Genomic DNA, 26,972 nt, shown 5'->3' with positions numbered 1-26,972 from the left:
GGGTGAAAGGAGGAGGGGCGAAATCTCCCACGGATCTGTACTGCGTCAACAGTCAGAAGCCAGCCTAGTCCCTCCTCCTCCCTTCAAGTACCAAGCATACAAGCTAGCCTGCTAGCGATTGGCAGCGCAGCAAATTCCGGATCTACCGACGACCTGCAACCACCGCATCCCCACGACTGCCCGACACCTTGCGGCAGTGCACCAGCGCATCGCGGATCATGAAGTTGACCAGGGTCGGCGAAACGCCAAGTTCCTTGGCGATGTCTTTCTGCGGCACACCGTGCAGGCGATACATCTCGAACGCGTAACGGGTGCGGCTCGGCAGCTCGGTGAGCGCGTCGGCGATGTGTTCCAGGGTCGAGAAGTTGATGTGCGAAGTTTCCGGCGAAGCACCTTGAATGACCACGTTCAGGCCTTCCTCTTCAGGGCCGGAATACTTCATCTCCAGCGCCTGTTTGCGGTAGTGATCGATGGCGAGGTTGCGCACGATCTGGAACAGATAACTCAATTGCGCCTTGATCGACGAGGTGATCGGCGGCGCCGATTGCAACCGGAAAAACGCATCCTGCACCACGTCTTCGGCACGTGAGCGGCAGCCGGTAATACGCGCTGCGATCTTGACCAGAATCAGTCGATTGTCGACGAATGCCTGAAGTAGCGGTGAATCGCACCTGCTTGTGGATACTTGTTCCGTCATGGAAATCACCTTGCTGCCAATAGGTTTGTGGGAGGCCTCGGGGGCGGCCGTCCTACACATCGAGCGACAAATTATGTTGAATGATAATGATTGTCAAATGAGAAAGAGAAGTAATGCTCTGAATCGGTGCGGTTTGAGAACTGCGACGCACTGCCGCACCCCAGCCCCATTGGCGATCCAGCCTGCCGACTAATTATTTCAAGACGTCATCCGTTCTCATTGGTGAATGGTTTCGGGCGCAAACCCCGGCCATACAGCATTCCAGTGCCTTGCGCGGTCGGCGTAGACCGCGCCCTGCACGCCCTTTGAAAGGGCGCGACGCAGCGAACCCCGATTCCACCAGCAAGCCGAATTCAGGCAGGAAACCTCATGACCGACGCGTTCGAACTCCCCAGCACTCTGGTCCAAGCCCTCCAGCGCCGCGCGGCCCTGACGCCGGATCGGCTGGCCTTGCGCTTCTTGGCTGAAAGCGCAGAGCAGGCTGTGGTGCTCAGTTACCGCGAACTCGATCAACGTGCGCGCAGCATTGCCGCCGCGTTGCAGGCCGAGGCCGAATTCGGTGATCGCGCGGTGTTGCTGTTTCCCAGCGGTCCGGACTACGTCGCGGCGTTCTTCGGTTGCCTGTACGCGGGCGTAATCGCGGTGCCGGCCTATCCGCCGGAGTCGACCAAACGTCACCATCAGGAGCGTCTGCTGTCGATCATTGCCGACGCCGAGCCACGACTGCTGCTGACCAGCGCCGACCTGCGCGACGCCTTGCAGCAGATCGAAGGCGCGCCGCCGCTGTTGTGCGTCGATACCCTCGACAGCGCACTGGCCGAACGCTGGGTCGAACCGACTTTGCAGCAGGATCACATCGCGTTCCTGCAATACACCTCAGGCTCCACCGCGCTGCCCAAAGGCGTGCAAGTCAGCCACGGCAATCTGGTCGCAAACGAGCTGCTGATCCGCCACGGTTTCGGCATCGACGTCAATCCGGATGACGTGATCGTCAGCTGGCTGCCGCTGTATCACGACATGGGCCTGATCGGCGGTCTGCTGCAACCGATCTTCAGCGGCGTGCCGTGCATTCTGATGTCGCCGGCGTACTTCCTCGGCCGGCCGTTGCGCTGGCTGGAAGCGATCAGCCAATACGGCGGCACCATCAGCGGCGGGCCGGATTTTGCTTACCGTCTGTGCAGCGAACGGGTCAGCGAATCGGCGCTGGAACGACTCGATCTGAGTCGCTGGCGCGTGGCCTATTCCGGCTCCGAGCCGATTCGTCTGGATACGCTTGAGCGCTTCGCCGAGAAGTTCGCCGCCAGCGGATTCAGCGACAGCAGTTTCATGGCCTCGTACGGTCTGGCCGAAGCCACGCTGTTCGTGGCCGGTACCCCGCGCGGCAAGGGCATTCCGAACTTGCGCGTCGATGATCAGGCGCTGGCGCAAAACCGCGCCGAGCCGGGCGCGGGCAGCCCGATCATGAGTTGCGGCATCAGCCAGCCCGAGCACGCGGTGCTGATCGTCGAACCTAACACGCTGCAAGAACTTGCTGACAATGCCGTCGGCGAAGTCTGGGCCAGCGGCCCGAGCATCGCGCTCGGTTACTGGCGCAACCCCGAAGCCAGCGCCAAAACCTTCGTCGAGCACGCCGGCCGTACCTGGCTGCGCACCGGCGACTTGGGCTTCATGCGTGACGGCGAACTGTTCATCACCGGTCGCCTGAAAGACATGCTGATCGTGCGCGGACACAACCTGTATCCGCAGGACATCGAAAAAACGGTCGAGAATGAAGTCGAGGTGGTGCGCAAGGGCCGCGTCGCGGCGTTCGCGGTCAATCAGAATGGTGAGGAAGGCATCGGCATCGCCGCAGAGATCAGCCGCAGTGTGCAGAAAATCCTCCCGCCCGAAGCGCTGATCAAAGCCATCCGTCAAGCCGTGGCCGAGGCGTATCAAGAAGCGCCGAGCGTGGTGGTGTTGCTCAATCCGGGTGCGCTGCCGAAGACCTCCAGCGGCAAACTGCAACGTTCGGCGTGCCGCAATCGTCTGGCTGACGGTAGCCTCGACAGCTACGCGGTGTTCCCGTCGAACGAAGTTGAACACGTCGACTCGACAGCCTCTGCCGGCGAACTCGAAACCCTGATCGGCACGATCTGGGCCGAGCAACTTAACGTCAAACAAGTCGCTGCTGACGATCACTTCTTCCTGCTCGGCGGCAACTCGATTGCCGCAACACAAGTGATCGCCAAGGTGCGCGAAGAGCTCGGTCTTGAGCTGAACCTGCGCCTGCTGTTCGAAGCGCCGACGCTGTCCGCGTTCGCCGCAGCAGTTGCCCGTCAGCAACAGGACGGCGGCAGCGCCCAAGGCCAGATCAGCACATTAGGGCGCAACGAAGCACTGCCGCAATCGCTGGCGCAAAACCGTCTGTGGATCACCTGGCAACTTGACCCGCACAGCAGCGCCTACAACATTCCCGGTGCCCTGCGTTTGCGCGGCGAACTCGACGAAGACGCCTTGCGCGCAAGCTTCGAGCAACTGATCGAACGCCACGAATCGCTGCGCACACGTTTCTTCGAACGTGATGGCGTGGCCCTGCAACAGATTGCTGCTGCTGGCGAATTCAATCTGCAAGTGATCGACATCAGCGACCTGCCAACCACTGAACGTGAATCCCGCGCGCAACAGATCCGTGAAGACGCAGCGCGTACCCGGTTCGATCTGGAGAAAGGCCCGCTGCTATGGGTAACGCTGATCCGCCTCGACGATGAAGATCACCAACTGTTGGTGACGATGCACCACATCATCGCTGACGGCTGGTCGCTGAATGTGTTGATCGACGAGTTCTCGCGCCTGTACGCCGCCGCCTCGCAAGGCCAGCGCGCCGAGCTGGCGCCGCTGCCAACGCAATACGCCGACTATGGCAGTTGGCAGCGCCAATGGCTGGCGCAAGGCGAGGGCGAGCGGCAACTCGCGTACTGGAAAGCGCAGTTGGGTGAAGAGCATCCGACGCTGGAGCTGGCCATCGATCATCCGCGTTCGGCCAGGCAAAAACACAGTGCCGCGCGACATACTGTGCGACTGGATGTAAGCCTCAGCCAAGCAATTCGCCAGACTGCACAGGCGCACGAAGCCACGCCATTCATGCTGTTGCTCTCGGCATTTCAAAGCCTGCTGCATCGCTACAGCGGTCAGCGCGATATCCGCATCGGCGTGCCCAATGCCAACCGTCCGCGCCTGGAAACCCAAGGGCTGATCGGCTTCTTCATCAACACCCAAGTGCTGCGCGCCGAAGTCGATTCGCGTCTGCCGTTCAACGAATTGCTGGCGCAGACGCGTCAAGCCGCACTCGGTGCGCAGGCGCATCAGGATCTGCCGTTTGAACAACTGCTCGAAGCCTTCCCGCAGGCTCGTGAGCAGGGTCTGTTTCAGGTCATGTTCAACCATCAGCAACGCGACTTGAGCGCGCTGAAACGTCTGCCGGGACTGCTCGCCGAAGAACTGCCGTGGCACAGCCGCGAAGCCAAGTTCGACCTGCAACTGCACAGCGAAGAAGACCGGAATGGTCGCCTGACGCTGTCGTTCGACTACGCCGACGAACTGTTCGACGCCGCGACCATCGCGCGTCTGGCCGAGCATTTCAGCAACCTGTTGCGCGAGGTTTGCCAGCGACCACAACAAGCCATTGGCGACCTGCAACTGTTAGCCGCCACCGAACACGAGCAGCAAAAAAACTGGAGCATCGCGCCGTGCACAGCCGCGCAACAATGGCTGCCGGAACTGCTCAACCAACAAGTACGCCAAACCCCGGAACGCACTGCGCTGGTGTGGGACGGCGGCAGCCTCGATTTCGCTGAACTGCACGCCCAGGCCAACCGTCTCGCGCATTACCTGCGCGACAAAGGCGTCGGCCCGGATGTGTGCGTGGCGATTGCCGCCGAGCGCTCGCCGCAATTGCTGATCGGCTTGCTGGCGATCATCAAGGCGGGTGGCGCCTACGTGCCGCTCGATCCGGATTACCCGGCCGAACGTCTGGCCTACATGCTCAGCGACAGCGGCGTCGAATTGCTCCTGACCCAGACTTCGTTACTCGATCGTCTACCGGCCAGTGATGGCGTCAGCGTCATCGCCATGGACACTTTGCACCTGGAGAACTGGCCGACTCAGGCGCCAGGCCTGCACTTGCACGGCGACAACCTCGCGTATGTGATTTACACCTCCGGCTCCACCGGCCAACCGAAAGGCGTTGGCAATACTCACGCGGCATTGGCCGAACGCCTGCAATGGATGCAGACCACTTATCGCCTCGACGAAAGCGACGTGCTGATGCAGAAGGCGCCGATCAGTTTCGACGTGTCGGTGTGGGAATGCTTCTGGCCACTGATCACTGGCGCACGCCTGCTGATCGCTGGTCCCGGCGAACACCGCGATCCGCATCGCATCGCGCAGCTGGTTCAGCAGTACGGCGTGACCACGCTGCACTTCGTGCCGCCGCTGCTCGCGCTGTTCATCGACGAACCTTTGAGCGCCGAATGCACCAGCCTGCGCCGGGTGTTCTCCGGTGGTGAAGCGTTGCCGGCAGAGCTGCGCAACCGCGTGTTGGCGCAACTGCCGGCGGTGCAATTGCACAACCGTTATGGTCCGACCGAAACCGCGATCAACGTCACCCACTGGCACTGCACGACTGCCGATGGCGAGCGTTCGCCGATTGGCCGGCCACTGGGCAACGTTATCTGCCGTGTACTCGACAGCGACCTCAATCCAGTGCCGGCGGGGGTGCCGGGTGAGCTGTGCATCAGCGGTATCGGTCTGGCCCGTGGATATCTGGGTCGCCCTGCGCTGACCGCCGAACGTTTCGTGGTCGATCCACTCGGTGAGCACGGCGCGCGCTTGTATCGCACCGGCGACCGTGCACGCTGGACCAACGATGGCGTGATCGAATACCTCGGCCGTCTCGATCAGCAGGTCAAACTGCGCGGCTTCCGCGTCGAGCCGGAAGAAATCGAAGCGCGTCTGTTGGCGCAGGATGGCGTTGCACAAGCCGTGGTGCTGGTGCGCGAAACGGCTGCCGGCGCGCAACTGATCGGTTACTTCACCGCGACCGATGCCAGCGCAGATCAGGACGCACAAATCGCACGCCTGAAAACCGCACTCGCTGCCGAGTTGCCGGAATACATGGTCCCGGCGCAGCTGATGCGTCTGGAAGAAATGCCCCTCAGCCCAAGCGGCAAACTCGACCGTCGCGCCTTGCCCGAGCCGCAATGGCAGGTGCGCGAGCACGTCGAGCCGGTCACCGAGCTTGAGCGACAGATCGCCGCGATCTGGCGCCAAGTGCTGGGCCTGACGCAAGTTGGCCTGCGCGACGATTTCTTCGCCCTCGGCGGTCACTCACTGCTGGCCACGCAAATCATCTCGCGCACCCGTCAGGCCTGCGACGTCGAGCTGCCGTTGCGTGCGTTGTTCGAGCACAGTGAACTGGGCGACTTCGCCGAGCAGATCCGTCTGATTCAGGCCAGCGGTCGCACCAACAAACAGCCACCTATCGACAAGGTCGACCGCAGCCAACCGGTGCCGCTGTCCTATTCGCAGCAACGCATGTGGTTCCTCTGGCAGATGGAGCCGGACAGCCCGGCGTACAACGTCGGTGGCATGGCGCGTTTGCGCGGGGTGATGGATGTCGGGCGTTTCGAAGCGGCGTTGCAAGCGCTGATCCTGCGTCACGAAACCCTGCGCACTACATTCCCGAGTGTCGACGGCGTGGCCCGTCAGCACGTACACGCCGAGACTGGCGTGCGCATGGACTGGAAGGATTTCTCCAGCCTCGGCGCTGATGTGCGAGAGCAGAAAGTCCAGCAACTGGCCGACGCCGAAGCGCACCTGCCGTTCGATCTGGAAACTGGTCCGTTGCTGCGCGCCTGTCTGGTGAAGACCGCCGAGCAAGAGCACTACTTCGTCCTGACCTTGCACCACATCGTCACTGAAGGCTGGGCGATGGACATTTTTGCCCGCGAACTCAGCGCGTTATACGAAGCATTTGTCGATGACCGCGAATCGCCGCTCGAACCGCTGCCGGTGCAATACCTCGATTACAGCGTGTGGCAGCGCAACTGGCTGGAGTCCGGCGAGCGTCAGCGTCAGCTCGATTACTGGACTGCGCAACTCGGTCGCGAACATCCGCTGCTGGAATTGCCCGGCGACCGTCCACGTCCGCCCGTGCAAAGCCATCAGGGTGAACTGTTCCGTTTCGATCTGAGCGATGAACTCGCCGCCCGCGTCCGCGCGTTCAATGCGCAAAACGGTCTGACGTTGTTCATGACCATGACCGCCGCACTGTCCGTGCTGCTTTACCGCTACAGCGGTCAGACCGATCTGCGCATCGGCGCGCCGGTAGCCAACCGCATTCGCCCGGAAAGTGAAGGGCTGATCGGTGCATTCCTCAACACTCAGGTGCTGCGTTGCCAGCTCGACGGTCAGATGTCGGTCGGCGCGTTGTTTGAGCAAGTGCGCCACACAGTGATCGAAGGTCAGTCGCATCAGGATCTGCCGTTCGACCATTTGGTCGAGGCCTTGCAGCCTGCGCGTAGCGCCGCTTACAACCCGCTGTTCCAGGTGATGTGCAACGTGCAGCGCTGGGAATTCCAGCAGAGCCGCATGCTTGCCGGCATGACCGTTGAGTACCTGGCCAACGATGCGCGGGCGACCAAATTCGATCTCAATCTGGAAGTCACCGACCTCGACCATCGCCTCGGTTGCTGCCTGACGTACAGCACCGATCTGTTCGACGAGCCGACCATTGCGCGCATGGCCAGACATTGGCGCAATCTGCTCGAAGCGCTGATCTCCGATCCGCAGCAGCGCCTCAGCGAATTGCCGTTGCTCGATGCATCGGAGCAACAGCAACTGCTGGAAAGCCTTGGCGTCGAGCCGGGCGAGCAGCGTCTCGATCAGTGCATTCATCACCTGTTCGCCGAGCAGGCATTGCTGCGCAAAGACGCGCCGGCCCTGACTTTCGCCGGACAAACACTGAGCTACGCCGAACTCGACGCCCGCGCCAATCGGCTGGCCTGGGCACTGCGTGAGCGCGGCGTTGGCCCGCAAGTGCGCGTGGGTCTGGCTCTGGAGCGTTCGCTGGAAATGGTTGTCGGCCTGCTGGCGATTCTCAAGGCCGGTGGCGCCTATGTGCCGCTGGATCCGGAATACCCGCTCGACCGTCTGCATTACATGATCGAAGACAGCCGCATCGGTCTGCTGCTCAGCGACCGCGCGATGTTCAAAGCTCTCGGTGATCTGCCGCCGAGCGTGGCGCGCTGGTGCCTGGAAGATGACAGCGCGGCGCTGGCCGATTACCCGGCAACCGAACTGCCATTGATCAGCCTGCCGCAACATCAGGCCTACCTTATTTACACCTCGGGCTCGACCGGCAAGCCGAAAGGCGTGGTGGTTTCCCACGGTGAAATCGCCATGCACTGCCGTGCGGTGATCGAGCGCTTCGGCATGCGCCCGGACGATTGCGAATTGCACTTCTATTCGATCAACTTCGACGCCGCCACCGAGCGTTTGCTGGTGCCGCTGCTCAGCGGCGCGCAGGTTGTGTTGCGCGCGCAGGGTCAGTGGGATGCTGAAGAAATCTGCGGTTTGATCCGCGATCATCAAATCAACGTTCTCGGCTTCACCCCAAGCTACGGCAGCCAGTTGGCGCAATGGCTGGCGACCAAAAACGAGATTCTGCCGGTGCGCATGATCATCACCGGCGGCGAAGCGCTGACCGGCGAGCACCTGCAACGGATTCGTGCGGCATTCAAACCAAGCCTGTTCTTCAACGCCTACGGCCCGACTGAAACGGTGGTCATGCCTCTCGCCAGTCTGGCGCCGGAAGTGCTGGAAGAGGGCGCGGGCAGCGTGCCGATCGGCAGCGTGATCGGTGCTCGCGTGGCCTACATTCTCGACGCCGATCTGGCGTTGGTGCCGCAAGGCGCGACGGGTGAATTGTTCGTCGGCGGCGCCGGTCTGGCCCAGGGTTATCACGACCGCGCCGGCATCACTGCCGAACGTTTCGTCGCTGATCCGTTTGCCGCTGATGGCGGACGCATGTATCGCACCGGCGACCTGGTGCGCCAGCGCGCCGATGGTCTGGTGGAATATCTGGGACGCATCGATCATCAGGTGAAGATCCGTGGTTTCCGCATCGAGCTGGGTGAAATCGAAACTCGCCTGCTTGATCACGCATCGGTCCGCGAAGCTGTAGTCCTGGCACTGGACGCGCCAAGCGGCAAGCAACTGGTCGGCTACCTGGTCACCGAAGTTTCCGAACGGAACGAGGCCAAACAAGCCGAGCTGCGCGACGCACTCAAGTCTCATCTCAAGGCGCAACTGCCGGATTACATGGTGCCGACGCACCTGATTCTGTTGACGAGCATGCCGCTGACCGCCAACGGCAAACTCGACCGCCGTGCCTTGCCGGCGCCGGATCCTGAGCTCAATCGCCAGGATTACGTGGCGCCGAGCAACGAACTCGAACAGACCCTGGCGCAGATCTGGTGCGACGTGCTCAACGTCCAGCAAGTCGGCCTCAACGACAACTTCTTCGAACTCGGCGGCGACTCGATTTTGTCGATTCAAGTGGTCAGCCGTGCGCGCCAGCAGGGTATTCATTTCAGCCCGCGTGATCTGTTCCAGCATCAGACCGTGCAGACCCTGGCTGCTGTTGCCAGCCGTAGTGAAAGCGTGACTGCCGAGCAGGGTTTGGTTACAGGTGAATCGGCTCTTACGCCGATTCAGCACTGGTTCTTCGAGACCGAGATTCCCGAGCGTCAGCACTGGAACCAGGCCTTGCTACTGGAGCCGACGGTGGCGCTGGAACCGCATCGTCTGGAGCAAGCGCTGTTGGCGGTGATCGAGCAACATGACGCCTTGCGCCTGCGTTTCACCGAGGTTGATGGCGAGTGGCAAGCGGCGCATCAAACGGTGTCCGATGCGCCTGTGTTGTGGCAGGTGCGCGTGCCGTCGATGGACAAGTGCGCTGCACTGTTCGCCGATGCCCAGCGCAGCCTCGATCTTGCACAAGGCCCACTGGTGCGCGCCTTGCTGGTCGATGGTCCTGAAGGGCAGCAACAGCTGTTTATCGCCATCCATCACTTGGTGGTTGACGGTGTGTCGTGGCGGGTTTTGCTCGACGATTTGCAAACCGTGTATCGCCAACTCGACAGCGAGCAATCGGTGAAACTGCCGGCGAAAACCAGTGCCTTCAAAGACTGGACGGCGCGCTTGCAGGCCTACGCTGGCAGCGAATCCCTGCGCGAAGAACTCAATTGGTGGCAAACGCAACTGGCCGGGTCGAACGCTGATCTGCCTTGCGAAAATCCGCAGGGCGGGCAACAGAATCGTCACGCGCAAACCGTCAGCGTGCGTCTGGATGCCGAGCGCACCAGACAACTGCTGCAACAGGCACCGAGCGCTTACCGCACGCAGGTCAACGACTTGTTGCTGACTGCATTGGCCCGGGTGCTGTGCCGCTGGAGCGGTCAGCCATCTGCACTGATTCAACTGGAAGGCCACGGCCGCGAAACCCTGTTCGACGAGATCGACCTGACCCGCACCGTCGGCTGGTTCACCAGCGCCTACCCGTTGCGCCTGACCCCGCACAACATTGAAGAAGGCGCCGGGCAGGGTGCTTCGATCAAGGCGATCAAGGAGCAGCTGCGCGCCGTACCGCACAAAGGTCTGGGTTATGGCGTGCTGCGTTATCTGGCGGATGACCTCAGCCAACGCAGCATGCAGGCGCTACCGCATGCGCCGATCACCTTCAACTACCTCGGCCAGTTCGACCAAAGTTTTGGCAGCGATGCGCTGTTCCGTCCGCTGGATGAAGCAGTCGGCGCGGCACACGATCCGCAGGCGCCATTGCCTAACGAATTGAGCGTCGACAGTCAGGTTTACGGTGGGCAACTGCTGCTGCGCTGGACCTTCAGCGCCGAGCGTTACGACGCGCAGACCATCAATGATCTGGCCGATGCTTACGTCGGTGAGTTGCAGAGCCTGATCGAACATTGCCTGCAAGATGAGGCGGGTGGTTTGACACCTTCGGACTTCCCGCTGGCCAGGCTGACTCAGGCGCAACTTGATGCCTTGCCGGTTCCGGCCGCGCATATCGAAGACGTGTATCCGCTGACGCCGATGCAGGAAGGCATGCTGTTGCACACCCTGCTCGAACCGGGCACCGGTCTGTACTACATGCAGGATCGCTACCGCATAAACAGCGAACTCGACCCGCAGCGTTTTGCCCAGGCCTGGCAAGCGGTGATCGCCCGTCACGAAGCGTTGCGCGCCTCGTTCTGCTGGAACGTCGGCGAAGACATGCTGCAAGTGATTCACACGCCGGGGCGCACGCCGATCGAGTATCTCGACTGGACCGCCATCGCCGACGCCGAGCAGGAGCCGAAGCTGCAAGCGCTGCTCAAGGCCGAGCGCGAAGCCGGGTTCGATCTGCTCAATCAGGCACCGTTCCACCTGCGCCTGATCAAGGTCGGCGCAGCGCGTTACTGGTTCATGATGAGCAACCACCACATCCTGATCGATGCCTGGTGCCGTTCGCTGCTGATGAACGACTTCTTCGAGATCTACAGCGCACTGGGTGAAGGTCGTGAAGCGCAACTGTCGGTGCCGCCACGCTACCGCGACTACATCGGTTGGCTGCAACGCCAGAACCTCGCCGAAGCGCGGCAGTGGTGGCAGCAGAACCTGCGAGGTTTCGAGCGCACCACGCCGATCCCGAGCGACCGTCCATTCCTGCGCGAGCACGCCGGTGAAAGCGGCGGCATGGTCGTCGGCGACCGCTACACCCGACTGAATGTCGAGGACGGCGCTCGCCTGCGCGAATTGGCCCAGGCGCATCAACTGACCATCAATACCTTCGCCCAAGCGGCGTGGGCACTGGTGCTGCGGCGCTTGAGCGGGGATCGCGACGTGTTGTTCGGCGTGACCGTGGCCGGACGCCCGGTGGAAATGCCCGAGATGCAGCGCACCGTCGGCCTGTTCATCAACAGCATCGCACTGCGGGTGCAGATGCCTGAGGACGATCAGCGCTCCAGCGTACGTGAGTGGCTCAGTGGTCTGCTCGACAGCAACATGCAACTGCGCGAGTACGAATACCTGCCGCTGGTGAACATTCAGGAACAGAGCGAACTGCCCAAAGGCCAGCCGCTGTTCGACAGCCTGTTCGTGTTCGAGAACGCCCCGGTTGAAGTCTCGGTGCTGGATCGCGCGCAGAGCCTTAATGCGACCTCGGATTCGGGGCGTACGCACACTAACTTCCCGCTGACGGCGGTCTGCTATCCGGGCGATGACCTCGGCTTGCACCTGTCTTACGACCAGCGTTACTTCGACGAATCGACCATCGAGCGCATGCTCGGCGAGTTCAAGCGTTTGCTGCTGGCGCTGGTCGACGGCTTCCATGGCGACATGGCCGATCTGCCGCTGCTGGGTTGTGAAGAGCAGGATTTCCTGCTGCACGGTTGCAACCAGAGTGCGCACGACTATCCACTGGAGCAAAGCTACGTCGAGTTGTTTGAAGCACAAGTGGCGGCGCATCCACAGCGCATTGCCGCGAGTTGCCTTGCTCAACAGCAAAGCTATGAAACGCTGAACCAGCGCGCCAACCGTCTCGGCCATGCACTGGTTGCGGCCGGCGTGCAGATGGATCAACCGGTGGCGCTGCTGGCTGAGCGTAACCTCGATCTGCTGGGCATGATCATCGGCAGCTTCAAGGCTGGGGCGGGTTATCTGCCGCTGGATCCAGGGCTGCCGGGTTCGCGTCTGCATCGGATCATCGACATGAGCCGCACGCCGATTCTAGTGTGCAGCGAGGCTTGCCGTGAGCAGGCGCTGGCGTTGCTGGATGAGTTCGGCTGTTCCAATCGTCCAAGGTTGCTGGTGTGGGAGGAGGTTCAGGCTGGCGTGGCCGCGTCTGAAAACCCTGGCATCTATAGCGGGCCGGACAACCTCGCTTACGTGATCTACACCTCGGGTTCTACCGGATTGCCGAAAGGCGTGATGGTTGAACAGCGCGGCATGCTCAACAACCAATTGAGCAAGGTGCCGTATCTGAACTTGAGCGAGGCTGACGTGATCGCGCAGACCGCTTCGCAAAGCTTCGATATTTCGGTCTGGCAGTTCCTCGCCGCGCCGCTGTTCGGTGCGCGAGTGGACATCGTGCCGAACACCATCGCCCACGATCCCCAAGGCTTGCTGGTGCATGTGCAGCAGCAGGGCATCACTGTGCTGGAAAGCGTGCCTTCGCTGATTCAGGGCATGCTCGCCTCCGAGCGTCTGAGCCTCGATGGCTTGCGCTGGATGCTGCCGACCGGTGAAGCGATGCCGCCTGAACTGGCGCACCAATGGCTGCTGCGTTATCCAGAAATTGGCCTGGTCAACGCTTACGGCCCGGCGGAATGCTCGGATGACGTGGCGTTCTTCCGCGTGGATATGCAATCGACGCGCGGCAGCTATCTGCCGATTGGTACGCCCACCGACAATAATTTGCTCTACCTGCTCGATGGTGCGCTGGAGTTGGTGCCGTTGGGTGCCGTGGGCGAATTGTGTGTGGCCGGGACCGGGGTTGGGCGCGGTTATGTCAGCGACCCGCTGCGCACTGCGCCGGTGTTCGTGCCGAATCCGTTCGGCGCGCCGGGCGAGCGTCTGTATCGCACCGGCGACCTGGCGCGACGTCGCAGCGATGGCGTGCTGGAGTATGTTGGCCGGGTCGATCATCAGGTGAAGATTCGCGGTTACCGCATCGAACTCGGAGAAATCGAAGCGCGTCTGCACGAACAACCGGAAGTCCGCGATGCGGCGGTCGGCGTGCAGGAAGGTGTCAATGGCAAACACTTGGTAGGCTATCTGGTTGCATCCGACTCGGCACTCAATCAAAGCGAACGACTGGAGCGCATCAAACAGCGCCTGCGCACTGAGCTGCCGGAATACATGGTGCCGCTGCACTGGTTGTGGCTCGAGCGGATGCCGCTCAATGCCAACGGAAAACTCGACCGTAAAGCGTTGCCAGCGCTAGAGATCGGCCAGTTGCAGAGCCAGGATTACCTGGCTCCACGTAACGAACTGGAGCAAACCCTGGCCGAGATCTGGGCCGAGGTGCTCAAGGTCGACAAGGTGGGTGTGCGCGACAACTTCTTCGAGCTGGGTGGACATTCATTGCTGGCGACGCAGATCGCCTCGCGGGTACAGAAAACCCTGCACCGCGACGTGCCACTGCGAGCGATGTTCGAATGCAGCACGGTGGCGGAACTGGCGGAATACATCGAAGGGTTGGCGGCGAGTGACATCACCGAGGACAAGGTGGATCGCCTGAATGATCTGATGGCAGAGCTGGAGGGTCTGTAATCTTCAGCGCCTATGCTGGCCTCATCGCTGGCAAGCCAGCTCCCACAGGATCAATGGCGTACACAACATTTGTGTTCACCGCAGAAACTGTGGGAGCGGCGGTGCGACGATTCGACTTGCCCGCGATGGCGTCAGCCCCGTCACCGTGAAGCCATCGCACCCTCACGGCAGCCGATGCAACGTTGGTATTTACCGCTTTGGTATAGTCGCGCCTGCTGGCTGTGGCCATACAGCGAAGCAAACAATCCGGGTTGCCAAATCCGGAAGTTTGGGCACTTATCAAGGGACTGATGTGGAACAATTTTTCTGGCGTGATCTTGAAGACCTTGCGGGGCATTGGGCGGGACTGAGCATTGATGTCAATCGCCCGAGGCAGGGCAAGCCTGCGCTTCATCTGCTTAGCGGGAACAATGATCGGCTGAAGTTGATGCTTAACGATACGCCGTTGCTGTGGGCAACTATTGCCACTTCGTATTACGGTGCGTGGCTGGTGCGCAACCCTCAGCTCATACAATCGGAAATGCCTACGGTGCCCGCCATCGATTCGGCAGACGTCGAACGCCATCTCCAATTACCTCCCGAACAGCGCATCAAAGTCTGGAGCCGATACTTCATCAAGCGCTTGACGGAGCACCAGCCGGACTTTCTGTATCCCGGTCACTGGGTGGCACGCCCCATGCTGCCTACCCCTGCGCGCAGAAAACGTGGAGAGGGTGTGAGCGCCTGGTATTTTTCCACGCCGCAGGACGCTTCCAGTCATTTGCCCACTTGGTCGCTGCATGGCGACGGGATTCTCGACAACTTGCAGCCAGAAAAAGTTAAGTGGCTCGACTGGAGTTTGGGACAACTGATCGGGTTGCATACGGTCGATCCATTGGCGGGGCGGATGAAGTGGTGGCGCAAAAAAGCCAGAGAAGGCAGCTTGCCGCCAATCCTGCTGTGGTATGTCGGCGGAATGTGTTCGTACGTGATTATCGACGGGCACTACCGGTTGCAGTCTGCAATCACCGAGTGCATCCAACCGACATTTATTGTTTTGAGTTCAACTGAGGCGAGAGAGGTCAGACTGTGTGGCAGTGCGCAACAACGCGTGCTGAGTTCGTTAATGCTGCAAAGCGCAAAAAACCCTGATTTCGATGTACGAACTTTTAATCAGGCGTTGATTCACACCTTTGATGATCGGCCCTACCACTGGGCGGGAACTCATACATGGGCGGGCATCGCTTCAGATCGTGCGTGGAGCGATGAGGTGACGGAGTTTCTGACAGAGCAAGGCGTGACAGACGACCTGGAAGACATCATTGGTCGGTGCGAACCTTGTCAGTGGTGATTGCTCCCGCACATAGTGCGGGAGCAGCGGCAGATTATTTCGGCCCAAGAATCTTGGCCAGTTTCTCCGCCGTCGGCGCGCCTTGCTGTTGTTGCAGTTCGCCTTTGTCGTCCATGTAGAAGATCGCCGGGGTGGCTTGCAGGTCGAGGTCTTCCATCAACTGCATGTTCGCCGCGAGTTTGGTCTGCACGGCGACCGGAATCTCTTTCAATGCTTTCAGCGTACTGGCCTTGCCGGCCTTCTCGTGATCTTCGAGGGCTTTGCTCGGGTCCTTGGCGGCCAGCAGGGCGGCGGATTTGGCCGGGCTGTCTTCGCGGATGATACCGACCATGATGTGGCGCAGTTGCACCTTGCCGGACTTGACCCATGGCCGCGCCTGCTCCCAGAACATGTTGCAGTACGGGCAGTTCGGATCACTGAACAGGTACACCGTGCGCGGTGCATCCTTGTTGCCGTCCTGAATCCAGTTGCTCGCCTCGAACTTGGCCCAGACTTCCTTGGCCATCGGCGCGTAGACGAGTTTTTGCAGCGGTTCGCTGCTCAAGTCCTTGCCGTCGGCGTCGTACAGATTGCCCAGCAGCACATGCTTGCCGTCCGGCGTCAGGTACAGCGCCATGCCGCGATTCTGATATTGCGCCGCATAGCCGCGCAGACCGTCCGGGGCGTCGAACTGGCCGACGATTTTTGCGCCTTTGGCTTCGATCTTCTTGATTGCTTCTGGCAGTTCTTCAGCGGCCTGCACCGCCGGCAAGTGCAGCAGAGCAGCGCCGAGGGACAGCGTCAGCAGGTGGCGGAAGCGGGGCATGGCAGTTTCCTTGAAGAAGAGGTGGCCGGATTCGGATTGGCGGCCGGGGTATCAAAATTTTCCAGTGCGCGCGCCAGGCTGGCGTTCGACAGTTCGCCCAGATGGCTCGACAGCAAGCGACCGTCAGGGCTATAGAACAGCGTAGTCGGCAATGCCATGGAACCCACGGCTTGACCGAGATGACCGCCGCGATCAAACAGCACGTTGCTCAGGCTCAGGCCCTGGGTTTCGAGATAGGTCGCGACGCTTTGCATGCTCTCGGCCTGATTGACGAACAGGAAGGTCAGGTCCGGGCGTTGCAGTTGTGCGTTCTCCAGCACTGGCATTTCCCGGCGGCACGGCGGGCACCAGGTCGCCCACAGGTTGATCACCAACGGGCCGCCCTGATAGTCGCTGAGTTTTATGGTTTCCCCGGCGGCATTGCGCAGGCTGATGTCCGGAAGACGTGTGCCTTGTTCGTAGATGTTCAGTGACAAGGTCGCGAGCAGCCAGAACGCCACGCCACTGACCACGCCAAAACCCAATGGGCGGCGCAATCCGGGTCGGCGCCAGCCGCGATACAGCGCCACCAGCAGCAGCACGATCACGCCCGGCCAGGCGAGGAAACCGCCATCGCGCAGGTCGATGATCTGCCACGGATCGCTGCGATAATGCCCCCAGTACAGCGCGACAAACGCAACGCGCGCCGCGAGCATGCCGATCAGAAACAGACTGAACAGCGCCGACTCGGGGTTGTCGCCCCCACGCTTGGCCACCCGCCAGCCGACGAAAGTCGCCAGCGCCAACGCACTGATCAGCAGCAGATGATTGAGCGCGATGGCAAAGGTGCCGAGGGTGAACGTCAGCATTAACGGGCGTCCCGAGTGGTGGTCCAGCGTTGCAGGAAAGTGTCGGCATCGACTTCGCCGGTGATGCGCTGGCTGCGGCGCTCTTCACCGTCGGTGCCGATCCACACGAAACTCGGTGGCCCCGGCACTTTGTAACGGCCGAGCAGCTCGCGGCTGGCAGCGTTGTCGGCGGTGACGTCGAGGCGCAGCAGACGCACATCGCTCAGCGCCTGCATGACCCGCGCCTGACCGAATACCTGTTTTTCCATGACCTTGCACGACACGCACCAGTCGGCGTAGTAGTCGAGCAACACCCACTGACCCTGCGCCTTGGCCGCGTCGAGTTCGCGTTGCAGGGCGGCGGGTTCTTTGATCGTGGTGAACGCTTCATGGCCGCTCGGTGCCGCGTTGGCGCTGCGGCCAGCGCTGTATACCTGCAATGGCTGATACGGATCGTCACTGCCGCCCGCCGCACCGATCACCAGCAAACTGCCCCACAAGCCAAGCAGCAGCGAGAGGGCGCCAAACATCTGCGCGACGCGGCCGAAACCTTCGGCCTGTTTCCAGGCGCAGTAGGCTGCGATCAACAGCAGCGCGCCGCACAGGCCGAGCCACAAACTCGGATCGAGCACCGGGCGTAACATCAGCACCGCGGTGGCAAGGAACAGGAAACCGAACACGCCTTTGAGCAGGTTCATCCATGCGCCGGGTTTGGGCAGGAAACGATTACCAACGGTGACCAGCAAGAGCAGCGGCACACCGATGCCGATGCCCAGTGCAAACAGAATCAACCCACCGTGCACGGCGTTGCCGCTTTGCGCGATATACAGCAGCGCACCGGCCAGCGGCGCGGTCATGCACGGCCCGACCAGCAAACCGGACAACGCGCCCAGCACACCGGCACCGATCAAACTGCCGCCACTGCGACTGCGCGAGGCGTGTTCCAGCCGATCACGCAGCGCCACCGGCAATTGCAACTCAAAGAAGCCGAACATCGGCAGCGCCAGAATCACGAACACCGCCGCGAACGAACCCAGCAGCCACGGGTTCTGCAACCACGCCTGAAGGTTGGCCCCAAGCATCGCCGCAATCACACCCATTGCCGCGTAGACCAGCGCCATGCAAATCACATAACTGCTGGCCAGCGCGAAACCGCGACGCGGGGTAGCGCCGCTGCCGACAACCATACCTGCGAGGATCGGCAGCATCGGCAACGTGCAGGGGGTGAACGCCAGCAACAGACCGAGGCCGAAGAACACCAGCAGGCTCCAGCCCAGCGAGCGCTGTTGCAGATTGCTCGCCAGCGCTTGATCGGGTGCTTCAGCGCCGCTCGTTGCAGTCGCTTTGCCGCCGAGATCAATCACGCGGGTTTGCGGCGGATAGCACAGGCCGGCATCGGCGCAGCCTTGATAACCGACCTTGATCTGGCCGCTGGCGCCTGCCGGAATCTTCAGCTCCAGGCCTTGGCGATACACCGGTTGTTCGCCGAAGAATTCATCACTGTGGGATTCGCCCGCGGGCAGCACTGGCGCATGCTCTGCGGCGAGTCCATCGAATTTCAGGCGTTTCTGATACAGGTAATAGCCGTCGGCGATCTGCCAGAACAGCTGGGTCTCGCCGGACTCCAGACGCTCGGAGGTCAGGACGAACGCCTTGTCCACCGGCAAAAAGTCCGGTTTTGCCGCAAACGGATCATTCCCTGCCTGGGTCAGACCCGAGATCAACAGTGCAAACAATAGAAATAAATGACGCATGGAGGAGCCTTGTCCCTGTGCAATTGAGGTGCACAATGTGCGGCGGCGATTAACCGTGGATTAACCGTGACGCCCTTGTCGGTGCGGTGTTCGGGGCATAATGTCGGCTTAATCGGCCAGCGGCCTAATCAGCGTTTTTATACGGGACTCACCATGCACGTACTGGTTTGCGAAGACGATGAGTTGATCGCCAGTGGCATCGTTGCCGGTCTGACGGCGCAAGGCCTGACTGTCGAGCACGTTAACACTGCCTCGAAGGCGCGGGCGATCCTCAAGGTCGCTGAATTCGACGTGATGGTACTCGACCTCGGTTTGCCCGACGAGGACGGCCTCAAGCTGTTGCAGCAACTGCGCCAGCACGGCCTGGAGATTCCGGTGCTGATCCTCACCGCGCGCGATTCGGTCACCGACCGCGTCGACGGCTTGCAGTCGGGTGCTGATGATTACCTGCTCAAACCCTTCGACCTGCGTGAACTGTTCGCCCGTTTGCAAACGCTATTGCGACGAGTGGCCGGGCGCAGCGTCAATCTGATCGAACATGGCGCGCTGACTTATGACCCGAGCAGCCGCGAAACCATGCTCGCCGGGCGCTCGATAGATCTGTCGCGCCGTGAGCAGTCGCTGTTGCAAGCCTTGCTGCATAACCGTGGCCGAGTGCTGTCCACCGAGCAGTTGAAGGACAGCGTCTACGGTTTCAACGACGAACTGGAGAGCAACGCGCTCAACGTGCACATTCATCACCTGCGCAGCAAACTCGGCAAAGGCATCGTTGAAACCGTGCGTGGTCTGGGGTATCGCCTCGGCCCGGCGGATGGCGGAGAACCACCGAAGTGATGAGTCTGCGTCTTCGTCTGAGTCTGACCCTCGGCGCCGCGTTTGCGCTGATCTGGGCGCTTGCGGCGGCCTGGATGCTCAGTGATCTGCGCAATCAGATGATGTTCTCCCTCGACCAGCGCCTGGTGGCCTCGGCGCGCATGGTGGCCGGGCTGCTCGAGCAGCTGCCAACCTTGCCGAGCAAGGGCGAGGGCACGCATTTCAGTGCCGAACAATTGAACATTCCCGGCGGTATGGCCTGTCAGGTCAGCTCGTTGCGCGGGGAAATTCTCGCCCGCAGCCACAACAACCCCGAGGAAACGCTGGAAGCCGAGAAAATGGGCTTCCACGACCAGATGATCGACGGCGCGCCGTGGCGCAGTTTTACTCTGGCGCGCGGTGATGTGCGCATCACCACAGCGGATCGGGTGATCGAGCGCGAAGCGCTGAACATGTCGATTCTGCTGGCGGCGTCGGTGCCGGTCGGCGTGGCGTTGCTCGGTTGCTTGTGTCTGCTGTGGCTGGGGATCGGCCAAGGCTTGGCGCCGCTCAATCGACTGCGCGAAGCCTTGATGCGGCGCAATGCCGATTCGCTCGAACCACTGCAGTTGCAGGCGTTTCCCAGCGAACTGAAACCGTTGCTCGACACCCAGAATCAACTGTTCCAGCGCATCGGCAAAACCATTGAGCGCGAACGCCGACTGACCGGCGACGCCGCGCATGAATTGCGCAGCCCGCTGACGGCGATCAAGACCCACCTGCAGGTCGCGCGCATGACCGAGGGCAGCGCTCGCGATCAGTCATTGGCGCGGGCCGAAGAGGGCGCCGACCGTCTGCATCGCACGCTTGAGCAATTGCTGTTGCTGGCGCGGGTCGAGGGCAGTCTTTCATTCGATGACGGCGTGCAGTGCAGCGCCGAGCAAGTGGCGCGGCTGGCAATTCAGGACTCGGCCAGCGGCGAGCGGCAACGCATCAAGCTGCACCTGCCCGAGGTTTTATCCAGCGCGCCGCTGCAAATGCCCGCAGTGCTGTCGATTGCCGCGCTGCGCAATTTGCTCGACAACGCCTTGCGCCATACCCCGGCGGAAGGTGCGGTGGAGCTGAGTCTGGAAACCACCGGCAACCGCGTGCGCTTTCTGGTGCGTGATCACGGGCCGGGGATTGCGGCGGACGATTTGCAGCATCTGACTCAGCGCTTCTGGCGCAATGGTCAGAGCACCGGTTGCGGTCTGGGGCTGGCGATTGTCCAAGCGATCGTCCAGCGTTGCGCCTGCACCCTGCATTTCGACAGCCGCCCGGATGGCTTGCGGGTTGAACTGACGATGCCGTTGCAGCCGGTCTGAGTCCAGCGCCGGCCTTCGCCAATGGCCGGCACATCAAATGTAACCTCTCTCCATTAGCCATCCGCGCGCTGCGCCGTTATCTTCGGCGCAGCCATTTGACTCAATGGATTGAGGAAACAGCGCCATGGAAGCAGCCGTCTACATTCAGCCCGCGACACCCGCCGATGCGGGCATCATCAGTCGCATCGTCGAGCGCTCGATCCGCGTCGGTTGCGCACTCGATCACCGCAATGACCCCCGCGTCGTCGAGAGCTGGATACGCCAGCAATCGACCGAACACATCAGCGTCTGGCTTGCCGATCCGCACCTTTATCTGAATCTCGCGCTGCTGCATGACAAGCCGGTCGGCGTCGGCATGGCTGCCGCCAATGGTGCTGTCATGTTCTGCCACGTGCAGCCGGAGTGGTTTCGCCGCGGAGTCGGACGGGCGCTGATGTCAGATCTTGAAGGCTGGCTGCGAATCCGTGGCATGGCGCATTCCAGACTCAAAAGCACGCGCACCGGCGAAGCGTTTTATCGGCGTCTGGGATACCGCGAAACCGCCTCAGCGGTTTTCCAGCAAGGCGTTCATAGCCTTCCCATGTACAAACCTTTGGAGCAATCGACCTGACATCTCGATCAAGGGTGTAAATCCTCGACCCGCTGGTGCGTTTCCAGAACAGGAAAACCTGCATGTGCGCCCCGACCGGAACGCGCACCTGTGCAGTGTGCCGTTTTGGTCACTACCCATAGCGTATAGAGGGGTCGAGAGATGTCAGTCGCCACCAGCCTTATCGAACAGTCGTCGGCGCGGATCAGCCCTGCGCCAGCGGAAATCTTGTATCAGTTCAACGAATCGCCACTGCTCGCTCGGCAGAGCCAGCAGGAATCCAACGCGCGCAGTTATCCGCGACGCATCCCGCTGGCGCTCAAGCGTGCCAAGGGCTTGTACGTCGAAGACGTCGAAGGTCGTACGTTCATCGATTGCCTGGCCGGTGCTGGCACGCTGGCGCTGGGACACAACCACCCGGTGGTGATCGAAGCGATTCAGCAGGTGCTGGCCGATGAGCTGCCACTGCATACCCTCGACCTGACTACACCGGTCAAGGATCAGTTCGTGCAGGACTTGTTCGGTCTGCTGCCGCCAGCCTTGGCGGCTGAGGCAAAAATCCAGTTCTGCGGCCCGACCGGTACTGACGCCGTGGAAGCTGCGCTGAAACTGGTGCGCACTGCCACCGGGCGCAGCACGGTGCTGTCGTTCTCCGGTGGTTATCACGGCATGAGCCAAGGCGCGTTAAGCCTGATGGGCAGCCTGGGGCCGAAAAAACCGCTGGGCGCGTTGCTCAGCAGCGGCGTGCAGTTTATGCCGTTCCCTTACGACTACCGCTGCCCGTTCGGCATTGGTGGCGCTGCCGGGGTGAAAGCCAACCTGAGCTATTTGGAAAACCTGCTGAACGATCCCGAGGCCGGCGTGCAATTGCCCGCAGCAGTGATCGTCGAAGCGGTGCAGGGCGAGGGCGGCGTGATTCCTGCCGATATCGAGTGGCTGCGCGGTCTGCGCCGCATTACCGAGCAGGCTGGCGTGGCGCTGATCGTCGATGAAATTCAGAGCGGCTTTGCGCGGACCGGCAAGATGTTTGCCTTCGAACACGCCGACATCATTCCGGATGTCGTGGTGCTGTCGAAAGCCATCGGCGGCAGCCTGCCGCTGGCGGTAGTGGTTTATCGCGACTGGCTCGACACCTGGCAGCCGGGCGCGCACGCCGGTACGTTCCGTGGCAATCAGATGGCGATGGCTGCCGGTTCCGCAGTGATGCGTTATCTGGTTGAGCACAAGGTTTGCGAGCACGCGCTGGCCATGGGCGATCGGTTGAGCGAACACCTGCGCATCCTGCAACGGGACTTCCCGCAACTGGGTGACATTCGCGGCCGCGGGCTAATGCTAGGTGTCGAACTGGTCGACCCGAACGGTGCCAAGGACGCGCTGGGTCATCCGCCAGCCTTTGCACGTCTCGCACCACTGATACAGCGCGAATGCCTCAAGCGTGGCTTGATTCTAGAGCTGGGCGGTCGCCATGGCGCCGTGGTGCGCTTTCTGCCGCCGCTGGTGATCACCGCCGCTGAAATCGACCGGGTGGCCGAAATCTTCGGCCGTGCCTTGGTCGCCGCGACCGCCGCCGTGTAAATTTTTCAGCGCGCCGAACGTTCCTTCTACATACCCGGCTGCACCCCTCGTGCAGCCCACCTTACAGCGATGGAGACACAGCATGACGTCAGTATTCGACCGCGAGGACATCCTCTTTCAGGTCGTGGTCAACCACGAAGAGCAGTACTCGATCTGGCCGGATTACAAGGCTGTGCCAGAGGGCTGGCGCACCGTGGGCAAGAGCGGCATGAAGAAGGAATGCCTGGCCTACATCGAAGAAGTCTGGACTGACATGCGTCCGCTGAGTTTGCGTCAGAAGATGGAAGCGCAGGCTGCGGCACAGTAATTCGCCGGACAATAAAAAACCCGCTGAACCGGTGACGGTCAGCGGGTTTTTTTACAGCTGGACTTTATGCCCCTTTCAAACCCTTGAGCAGCAAATCGACATTGCCTTCGAGTTCCGCCACCGGGTCTGCCGCATCAGTGCTCAACACCAGCAACTCACTGCCGGACTCGGTAATTGCCGCTTTCACGGCGTCTGAAGGCTGGCGATGATGCAGCACCAGCGCCACGTCATTGTCTTTGAGTGTCGCCGTGAGCTTTTTCAAATCCTCTGGCGTCCACTCCGCATCTGCCCGCGCATCCTCGCCGATCAGTTCCAGATTGAGGCTGCCGATCAGATAGCCGAAATGATCGCTCAGGCTCAGCACACTCAGATTGTCGGCTTTGGCCAGACGCGCCTCGCTGTCGGCACTGAGTTTCAGCAGACGCTGTTTCAGCGCCGCCAGATTGGCCTCGATTTGCGGTTTGGACGTCGGCGCCAGGCGCACCAGATCTGCCGCCATCACATCGGCCATGCGTCCCATGTTGTTGCTCGACAGCCACGGCTGGCTGTTCAGGCCGTCAATCTTCAGCCCCGGTTGCACGGCAATGCCGGGCAGGGCGCCGTCGACCGGGCGCGCGGCGTCGACTTCGACGATGCGGATGTTGCTGCGGCGCGAGATCGGGTACAGCGGATCATCGGCCCACAACGAGCGCACGCCGATCACGGCGTCGGCATCGGTCGCCAGTTTGCTCAGCGCCGGAGCGCCGCGGCCGGTGAAGTATGCAGTCTGACGGCTGCCCGGCAGATTCGCTGGCGCCGCGCGTTCAAGGTTGATGTCGGTGCCTTTGAGCAGCACTTCACCGAGGCCGTAAGTGATCGGCAGCGAAGCCAATACTCGCAGCGGTTTTGCGCTTTCGGCGGCCAACGCAGTGGTGGATGCCACGCCGCAAAGGGCGATGGCCAGGGTCAGTTGTCGCAATGAAAAAGACATTTATCCAAGATTCCCTTTCAGGCTGGGGACCACGCCCCGGGCAATGGCGGCGAGGGCGAAGCCGATACCGGCAACCAGAATGATCGCGGCGCCGGACGGAATCGGCAGATCAAACACGATTGGCGCGAGAATCCCGCACAGCGTGCTCACCGTGGCAATCGCTACCGAACACCAGAAAAACCCCTTCAGTGACTGGCTCAGCAAGCGTGCCGCCGCGGCCGGAATCACCAGCAGGGCACCGACCAGAATCGCACCGATGACTTTCACCGCAGCAACGGTGATCAGCGTCACCAGAATCACGAACAGGTAATCCAGCGTTTTCACCGCGACCCCGCGCACCGCCGCCAGTTGCGGGTTGAAACTGGCGAGCATGATGCGGTTGTACAGCGGCAGGGCCAGCGCCATCACCAGCGAGCCGACGATGGCTAGCACCGCCAAGTCATTGCCATTGACCGTCAGCACCGAGCCGAACAGCACGTTTTCCAGAATGTGTACGTTGATCTTGCCCGCCAGAATCAACAGCAGACTCGCACCTAGCGCCAGCGACACCGAGAGGAATACGCCGATCAATGTGTCAGGCGCCAGACCCGTGCGGTTGCGCAGGTAGTTGAGCAGAATGCCGAACAGCAGGCAGTAACCGAACAGGCTGCCGTAAGGCCCGGTGTAGGGTTCGCCGAGCAGAATGCCGATGGCCACGCCGGTCAGTGCCGCATGGCCGACCGCTTCGGAGAAAAATGCGAAGCGTTTGACCACCACCAGCGTGCCGAGGCCGCCGAGCACCGGGCCGATCAACAGACCGGCAAGTAGCGCGTTGACCACAAACCCATAGGCCAGCGCTTCCGGCAGGTAACCGGACGAGGCCCAACCCTGAATCATCAAACGAAAGGCTTCGTAGCTCATCAGGCAGCGCTCCGTGGATGGGTCGAGAACAGTGTCAGCAAACGTTCCGGGGTCAGCGCCTGTTGTGGCGTGGCGTCGAACAGTACCCGGCGATTGAGGCCGGTGACCCGATTGGCGAGACGTCCGACCGCTTCCAGGTCGTGCTCGATCCACAGCACCGTGATGCCCGCCGCGCGCCAGTCGCCGAGCAGGCGTTCAAACACCTGAATCCCGGCTTCGTCGAGCGCTGACATCGGCTCGTCCAGCACCAGCAGTTGCGGGGCGGGGATCAAGCCCTGCGCGAGCAATACGCGCTGACGTTCTCCTCCGGACAGCGCACCCATCCGGCGTTTGCGCTTGTCCTGCATGCCCACCCGCTCCAGCGCCTCGCCAATGGCGGCGGCGTAGTGCTTGCTCAGGCCGAGAAACGCCGGACGCCGCTGACACATCGCCGCCATGAAATCGTCGACGGTCATCGGCAAGCCACGGTCGAATTCCAGCGCCTGCGGCACGTAGCCGATGGTCCCGGGTTCGCCGGGCCATTGCAGGTTCAGTTGGCCTTGATGCGGCATCTGGCCGAGCAGGGTCTTGATCAGCGAACTCTTGCCGCCGCCATTCGGGCCGACCAGCGCATGCACGGTGCCGGGTTGCACTTGAAAGGTGACTTTGTCGAGAATCACCGTGCGGCCGAGGGTCAGGCTGACATCGGCAAAATCCAGAGTCGGGCCGCTGTGTTTGACTGCAATGTTTTCCTGGGCCGTCATGCACCGGACTCCTGAATCGCCCGGACCACGGTGTTGAGGTTGCCGGTCATTTCCTTTTCGTACTTGTCGGCGGTGTATTCGCCGTAGGAAATGTGCGACAGCGGATACAGCTTCACCCCGGATTCACGCTGAATGGTTTCGACATAAGTCGAGGGGAAATCCATCTCGGAGAAGATCACTTTCACGTCGAGTTCACGCAGTTGATCGATGGTCTTCTTCAACTGACTCGGGCTCGGCTCGATACCGTGAGCAGGTTCCACCACGGCGGTCACTTCGAGGCCGAATTCGCGCAGCAGATAATCGTAAGCCGCGTGTACCGTGGCCACGCGCAGTTCGGCGTTGGGTGCCTGAGTCAGTTTGGCCAAGGCATCGGCGCGCATCTGCCGCAGGCGTTTGCCGTAAGCGCGGGCGTTCTGCGTGTAGGTCTTGGCGTTGTCCGGGTCGAGTTTGCCCAGCTCGCGAGCGATGTTGTTGACCTGGGCAATCGAAGCGCTGATCGACAGGAACGTGTGCGGGTTGACCACTTTGCCGGCGCCGCGGGCAGCAACCCCGGTGGCGGCGAGCAGCGGCACGTTTTCGTTGGCTTCGATGGTCTTGATGTCGGGTGTTTCGCTGGCGGCGATCATGCGGTCGGCGAAGTCATCGTGGCCGACGCCGTTGAGCACGATCACATCGAGACCGCCGATGCGCTTGATGTCTTCGGCGCGTGGCTCGTAGGCGTGCGGGTTGAAACCGGCCGGGATCAGTGGCACGACTTCGGCCTTGTCACCGACGATGTTCGCGACGTAGCTGTAATAAGGATGCAGGGTGATGCCGATGCGCAGGCGTTTGGCCTGATCGGCGCTGGCCAGCGGGCTGAGCAGGCAGGCGCACAGGCCGAGCAGGAGCATGCGCAACAAGGGACGGCTTTTAAATGAACTGGACATGGGCAAGCGGTCTTCTCTCGAGTGA

Annotated in this window: 15 protein-coding genes; 7 read left to right on the top strand and 8 right to left on the bottom strand. The window is 61.5% G+C overall.

Going from position 1 to position 26,972, the window contains the following annotated elements; genetic code table 11:
• Positions 1–142: 142 nt before the first annotated feature.
• Positions 143–697, bottom strand: a complete 555-nt coding sequence (locus tag ACP7BN_RS26970) for an RNA polymerase factor sigma-70 (RefSeq protein WP_426206842.1) — start codon at positions 695–697, stop codon at positions 143–145.
• A 369-nt stretch (positions 698–1,066) separates the two neighbouring features.
• On the opposite strand from ACP7BN_RS26970, the gene ACP7BN_RS26965 reads away from it, so the two are divergent.
• Together ACP7BN_RS26965 and ACP7BN_RS26960 are read left to right on the top strand one after the other, a co-directional pair.
• Positions 1,067–14,065, top strand: coding sequence for a non-ribosomal peptide synthetase (locus ACP7BN_RS26965; RefSeq protein ID WP_426206841.1), 12,999 nt, complete (start codon positions 1,067–1,069; stop codon positions 14,063–14,065).
• A gap of 292 nt (positions 14,066–14,357) precedes the next feature.
• Positions 14,358–15,395 carry a hypothetical protein gene (locus ACP7BN_RS26960; protein WP_426206840.1) on the top strand — a complete coding sequence of 346 codons (1,038 nt, stop codon included), beginning with the start codon at positions 14,358–14,360 and terminating at the stop codon, positions 15,393–15,395.
• 34 nt (positions 15,396–15,429) lie between these two features.
• Here ACP7BN_RS26960 and dsbG read toward each other — a convergent pair whose 3' ends face one another.
• From dsbG to dsbD, 3 genes are read right to left on the bottom strand one after another with little or no spacing between them, the layout of a single operon-like run.
• The gene (gene dsbG, locus ACP7BN_RS26955) at positions 15,430–16,200 is read right to left on the bottom strand and encodes a thiol:disulfide interchange protein DsbG (protein ID WP_426206839.1); all 771 of its coding nucleotides are present in this window, start codon (positions 16,198–16,200) and stop codon (positions 15,430–15,432) included.
• Positions 16,176–17,048 carry a prolipoprotein diacylglyceryl transferase family protein gene (locus tag ACP7BN_RS26950; RefSeq protein WP_426206838.1) on the bottom strand — a complete coding sequence of 291 codons (873 nt, stop codon included), beginning with the start codon at positions 17,046–17,048 and terminating at the stop codon, positions 16,176–16,178. The genes dsbG and ACP7BN_RS26950 overlap by 25 nt, the downstream gene beginning before the upstream one ends.
• A complete protein-coding gene (gene dsbD, locus ACP7BN_RS26945) occupies positions 17,048–18,781 on the bottom strand; it encodes a protein-disulfide reductase DsbD (protein WP_426206836.1) in 1,734 nt (577 codons plus the stop codon). The genes ACP7BN_RS26950 and dsbD overlap by 1 nt, the downstream gene beginning before the upstream one ends.
• A 153-nt stretch (positions 18,782–18,934) precedes the next feature.
• On the opposite strand from dsbD, the gene ACP7BN_RS26940 reads away from it, so the two are divergent.
• From ACP7BN_RS26940 to ACP7BN_RS26920, 5 genes are all read left to right on the top strand, one after another.
• Positions 18,935–19,615 (top strand): response regulator, encoded by a 681-nt coding sequence (locus tag ACP7BN_RS26940; protein ID WP_420650526.1) that lies wholly within the window; start codon positions 18,935–18,937, stop codon positions 19,613–19,615.
• Positions 19,615–20,937 (top strand): ATP-binding protein, encoded by a 1,323-nt coding sequence (locus ACP7BN_RS26935; protein WP_426206835.1) that lies wholly within the window; start codon positions 19,615–19,617, stop codon positions 20,935–20,937. The genes ACP7BN_RS26940 and ACP7BN_RS26935 overlap by 1 nt, the downstream gene beginning before the upstream one ends.
• Before the next feature lie 124 nt (positions 20,938–21,061).
• A complete protein-coding gene (locus tag ACP7BN_RS26930; protein WP_420650528.1) occupies positions 21,062–21,547 on the top strand; it encodes a GNAT family N-acetyltransferase in 486 nt (161 codons plus the stop codon).
• 141 nt (positions 21,548–21,688) lie between these two features.
• Positions 21,689–23,101, top strand: coding sequence for an aspartate aminotransferase family protein (locus ACP7BN_RS26925; RefSeq protein WP_426206834.1), 1,413 nt, complete (start codon positions 21,689–21,691; stop codon positions 23,099–23,101).
• A gap of 82 nt (positions 23,102–23,183) precedes the next feature.
• Positions 23,184–23,408: an MbtH family protein gene (locus tag ACP7BN_RS26920; RefSeq protein WP_426206833.1), complete on the top strand. Its 225-nt coding sequence runs from the start codon at positions 23,184–23,186 to the stop codon at positions 23,406–23,408.
• A gap of 64 nt (positions 23,409–23,472) precedes the next feature.
• On the opposite strand, the gene ACP7BN_RS26915 is transcribed toward ACP7BN_RS26920, so the two are convergent.
• From ACP7BN_RS26915 to ACP7BN_RS26900, 4 genes are read right to left on the bottom strand one after another with little or no spacing between them, the layout of a single operon-like run.
• The gene (locus ACP7BN_RS26915) at positions 23,473–24,378 is read right to left on the bottom strand and encodes a metal ABC transporter substrate-binding protein (protein ID WP_426206832.1); all 906 of its coding nucleotides are present in this window, start codon (positions 24,376–24,378) and stop codon (positions 23,473–23,475) included.
• On the bottom strand, positions 24,379–25,278 hold the full coding sequence (locus tag ACP7BN_RS26910) for a metal ABC transporter permease (protein ID WP_420650532.1): 900 nt from the start codon (positions 25,276–25,278) through the stop codon (positions 24,379–24,381).
• Positions 25,278–26,021 (bottom strand): metal ABC transporter ATP-binding protein, encoded by a 744-nt coding sequence (locus tag ACP7BN_RS26905; protein ID WP_426206831.1) that lies wholly within the window; start codon positions 26,019–26,021, stop codon positions 25,278–25,280. The genes ACP7BN_RS26910 and ACP7BN_RS26905 overlap by 1 nt, the downstream gene beginning before the upstream one ends.
• The gene (locus tag ACP7BN_RS26900) at positions 26,018–26,947 is read right to left on the bottom strand and encodes a metal ABC transporter substrate-binding protein (RefSeq protein ID WP_420650534.1); all 930 of its coding nucleotides are present in this window, start codon (positions 26,945–26,947) and stop codon (positions 26,018–26,020) included. Before ACP7BN_RS26900 ends, ACP7BN_RS26905 begins: the two co-directional genes overlap by 4 nt.
• Positions 26,948–26,972 lie beyond the last annotated feature (25 nt).

Source organism: Pseudomonas sp. TWP3-1 (genome assembly GCF_049896625.1).
Lineage (GTDB): Bacteria > Pseudomonadota > Gammaproteobacteria > Pseudomonadales > Pseudomonadaceae > Aquipseudomonas.
Note: the sequence above shows the minus strand (reverse complement) of the source record. Positions and strands in the feature narration are given on the sequence as shown.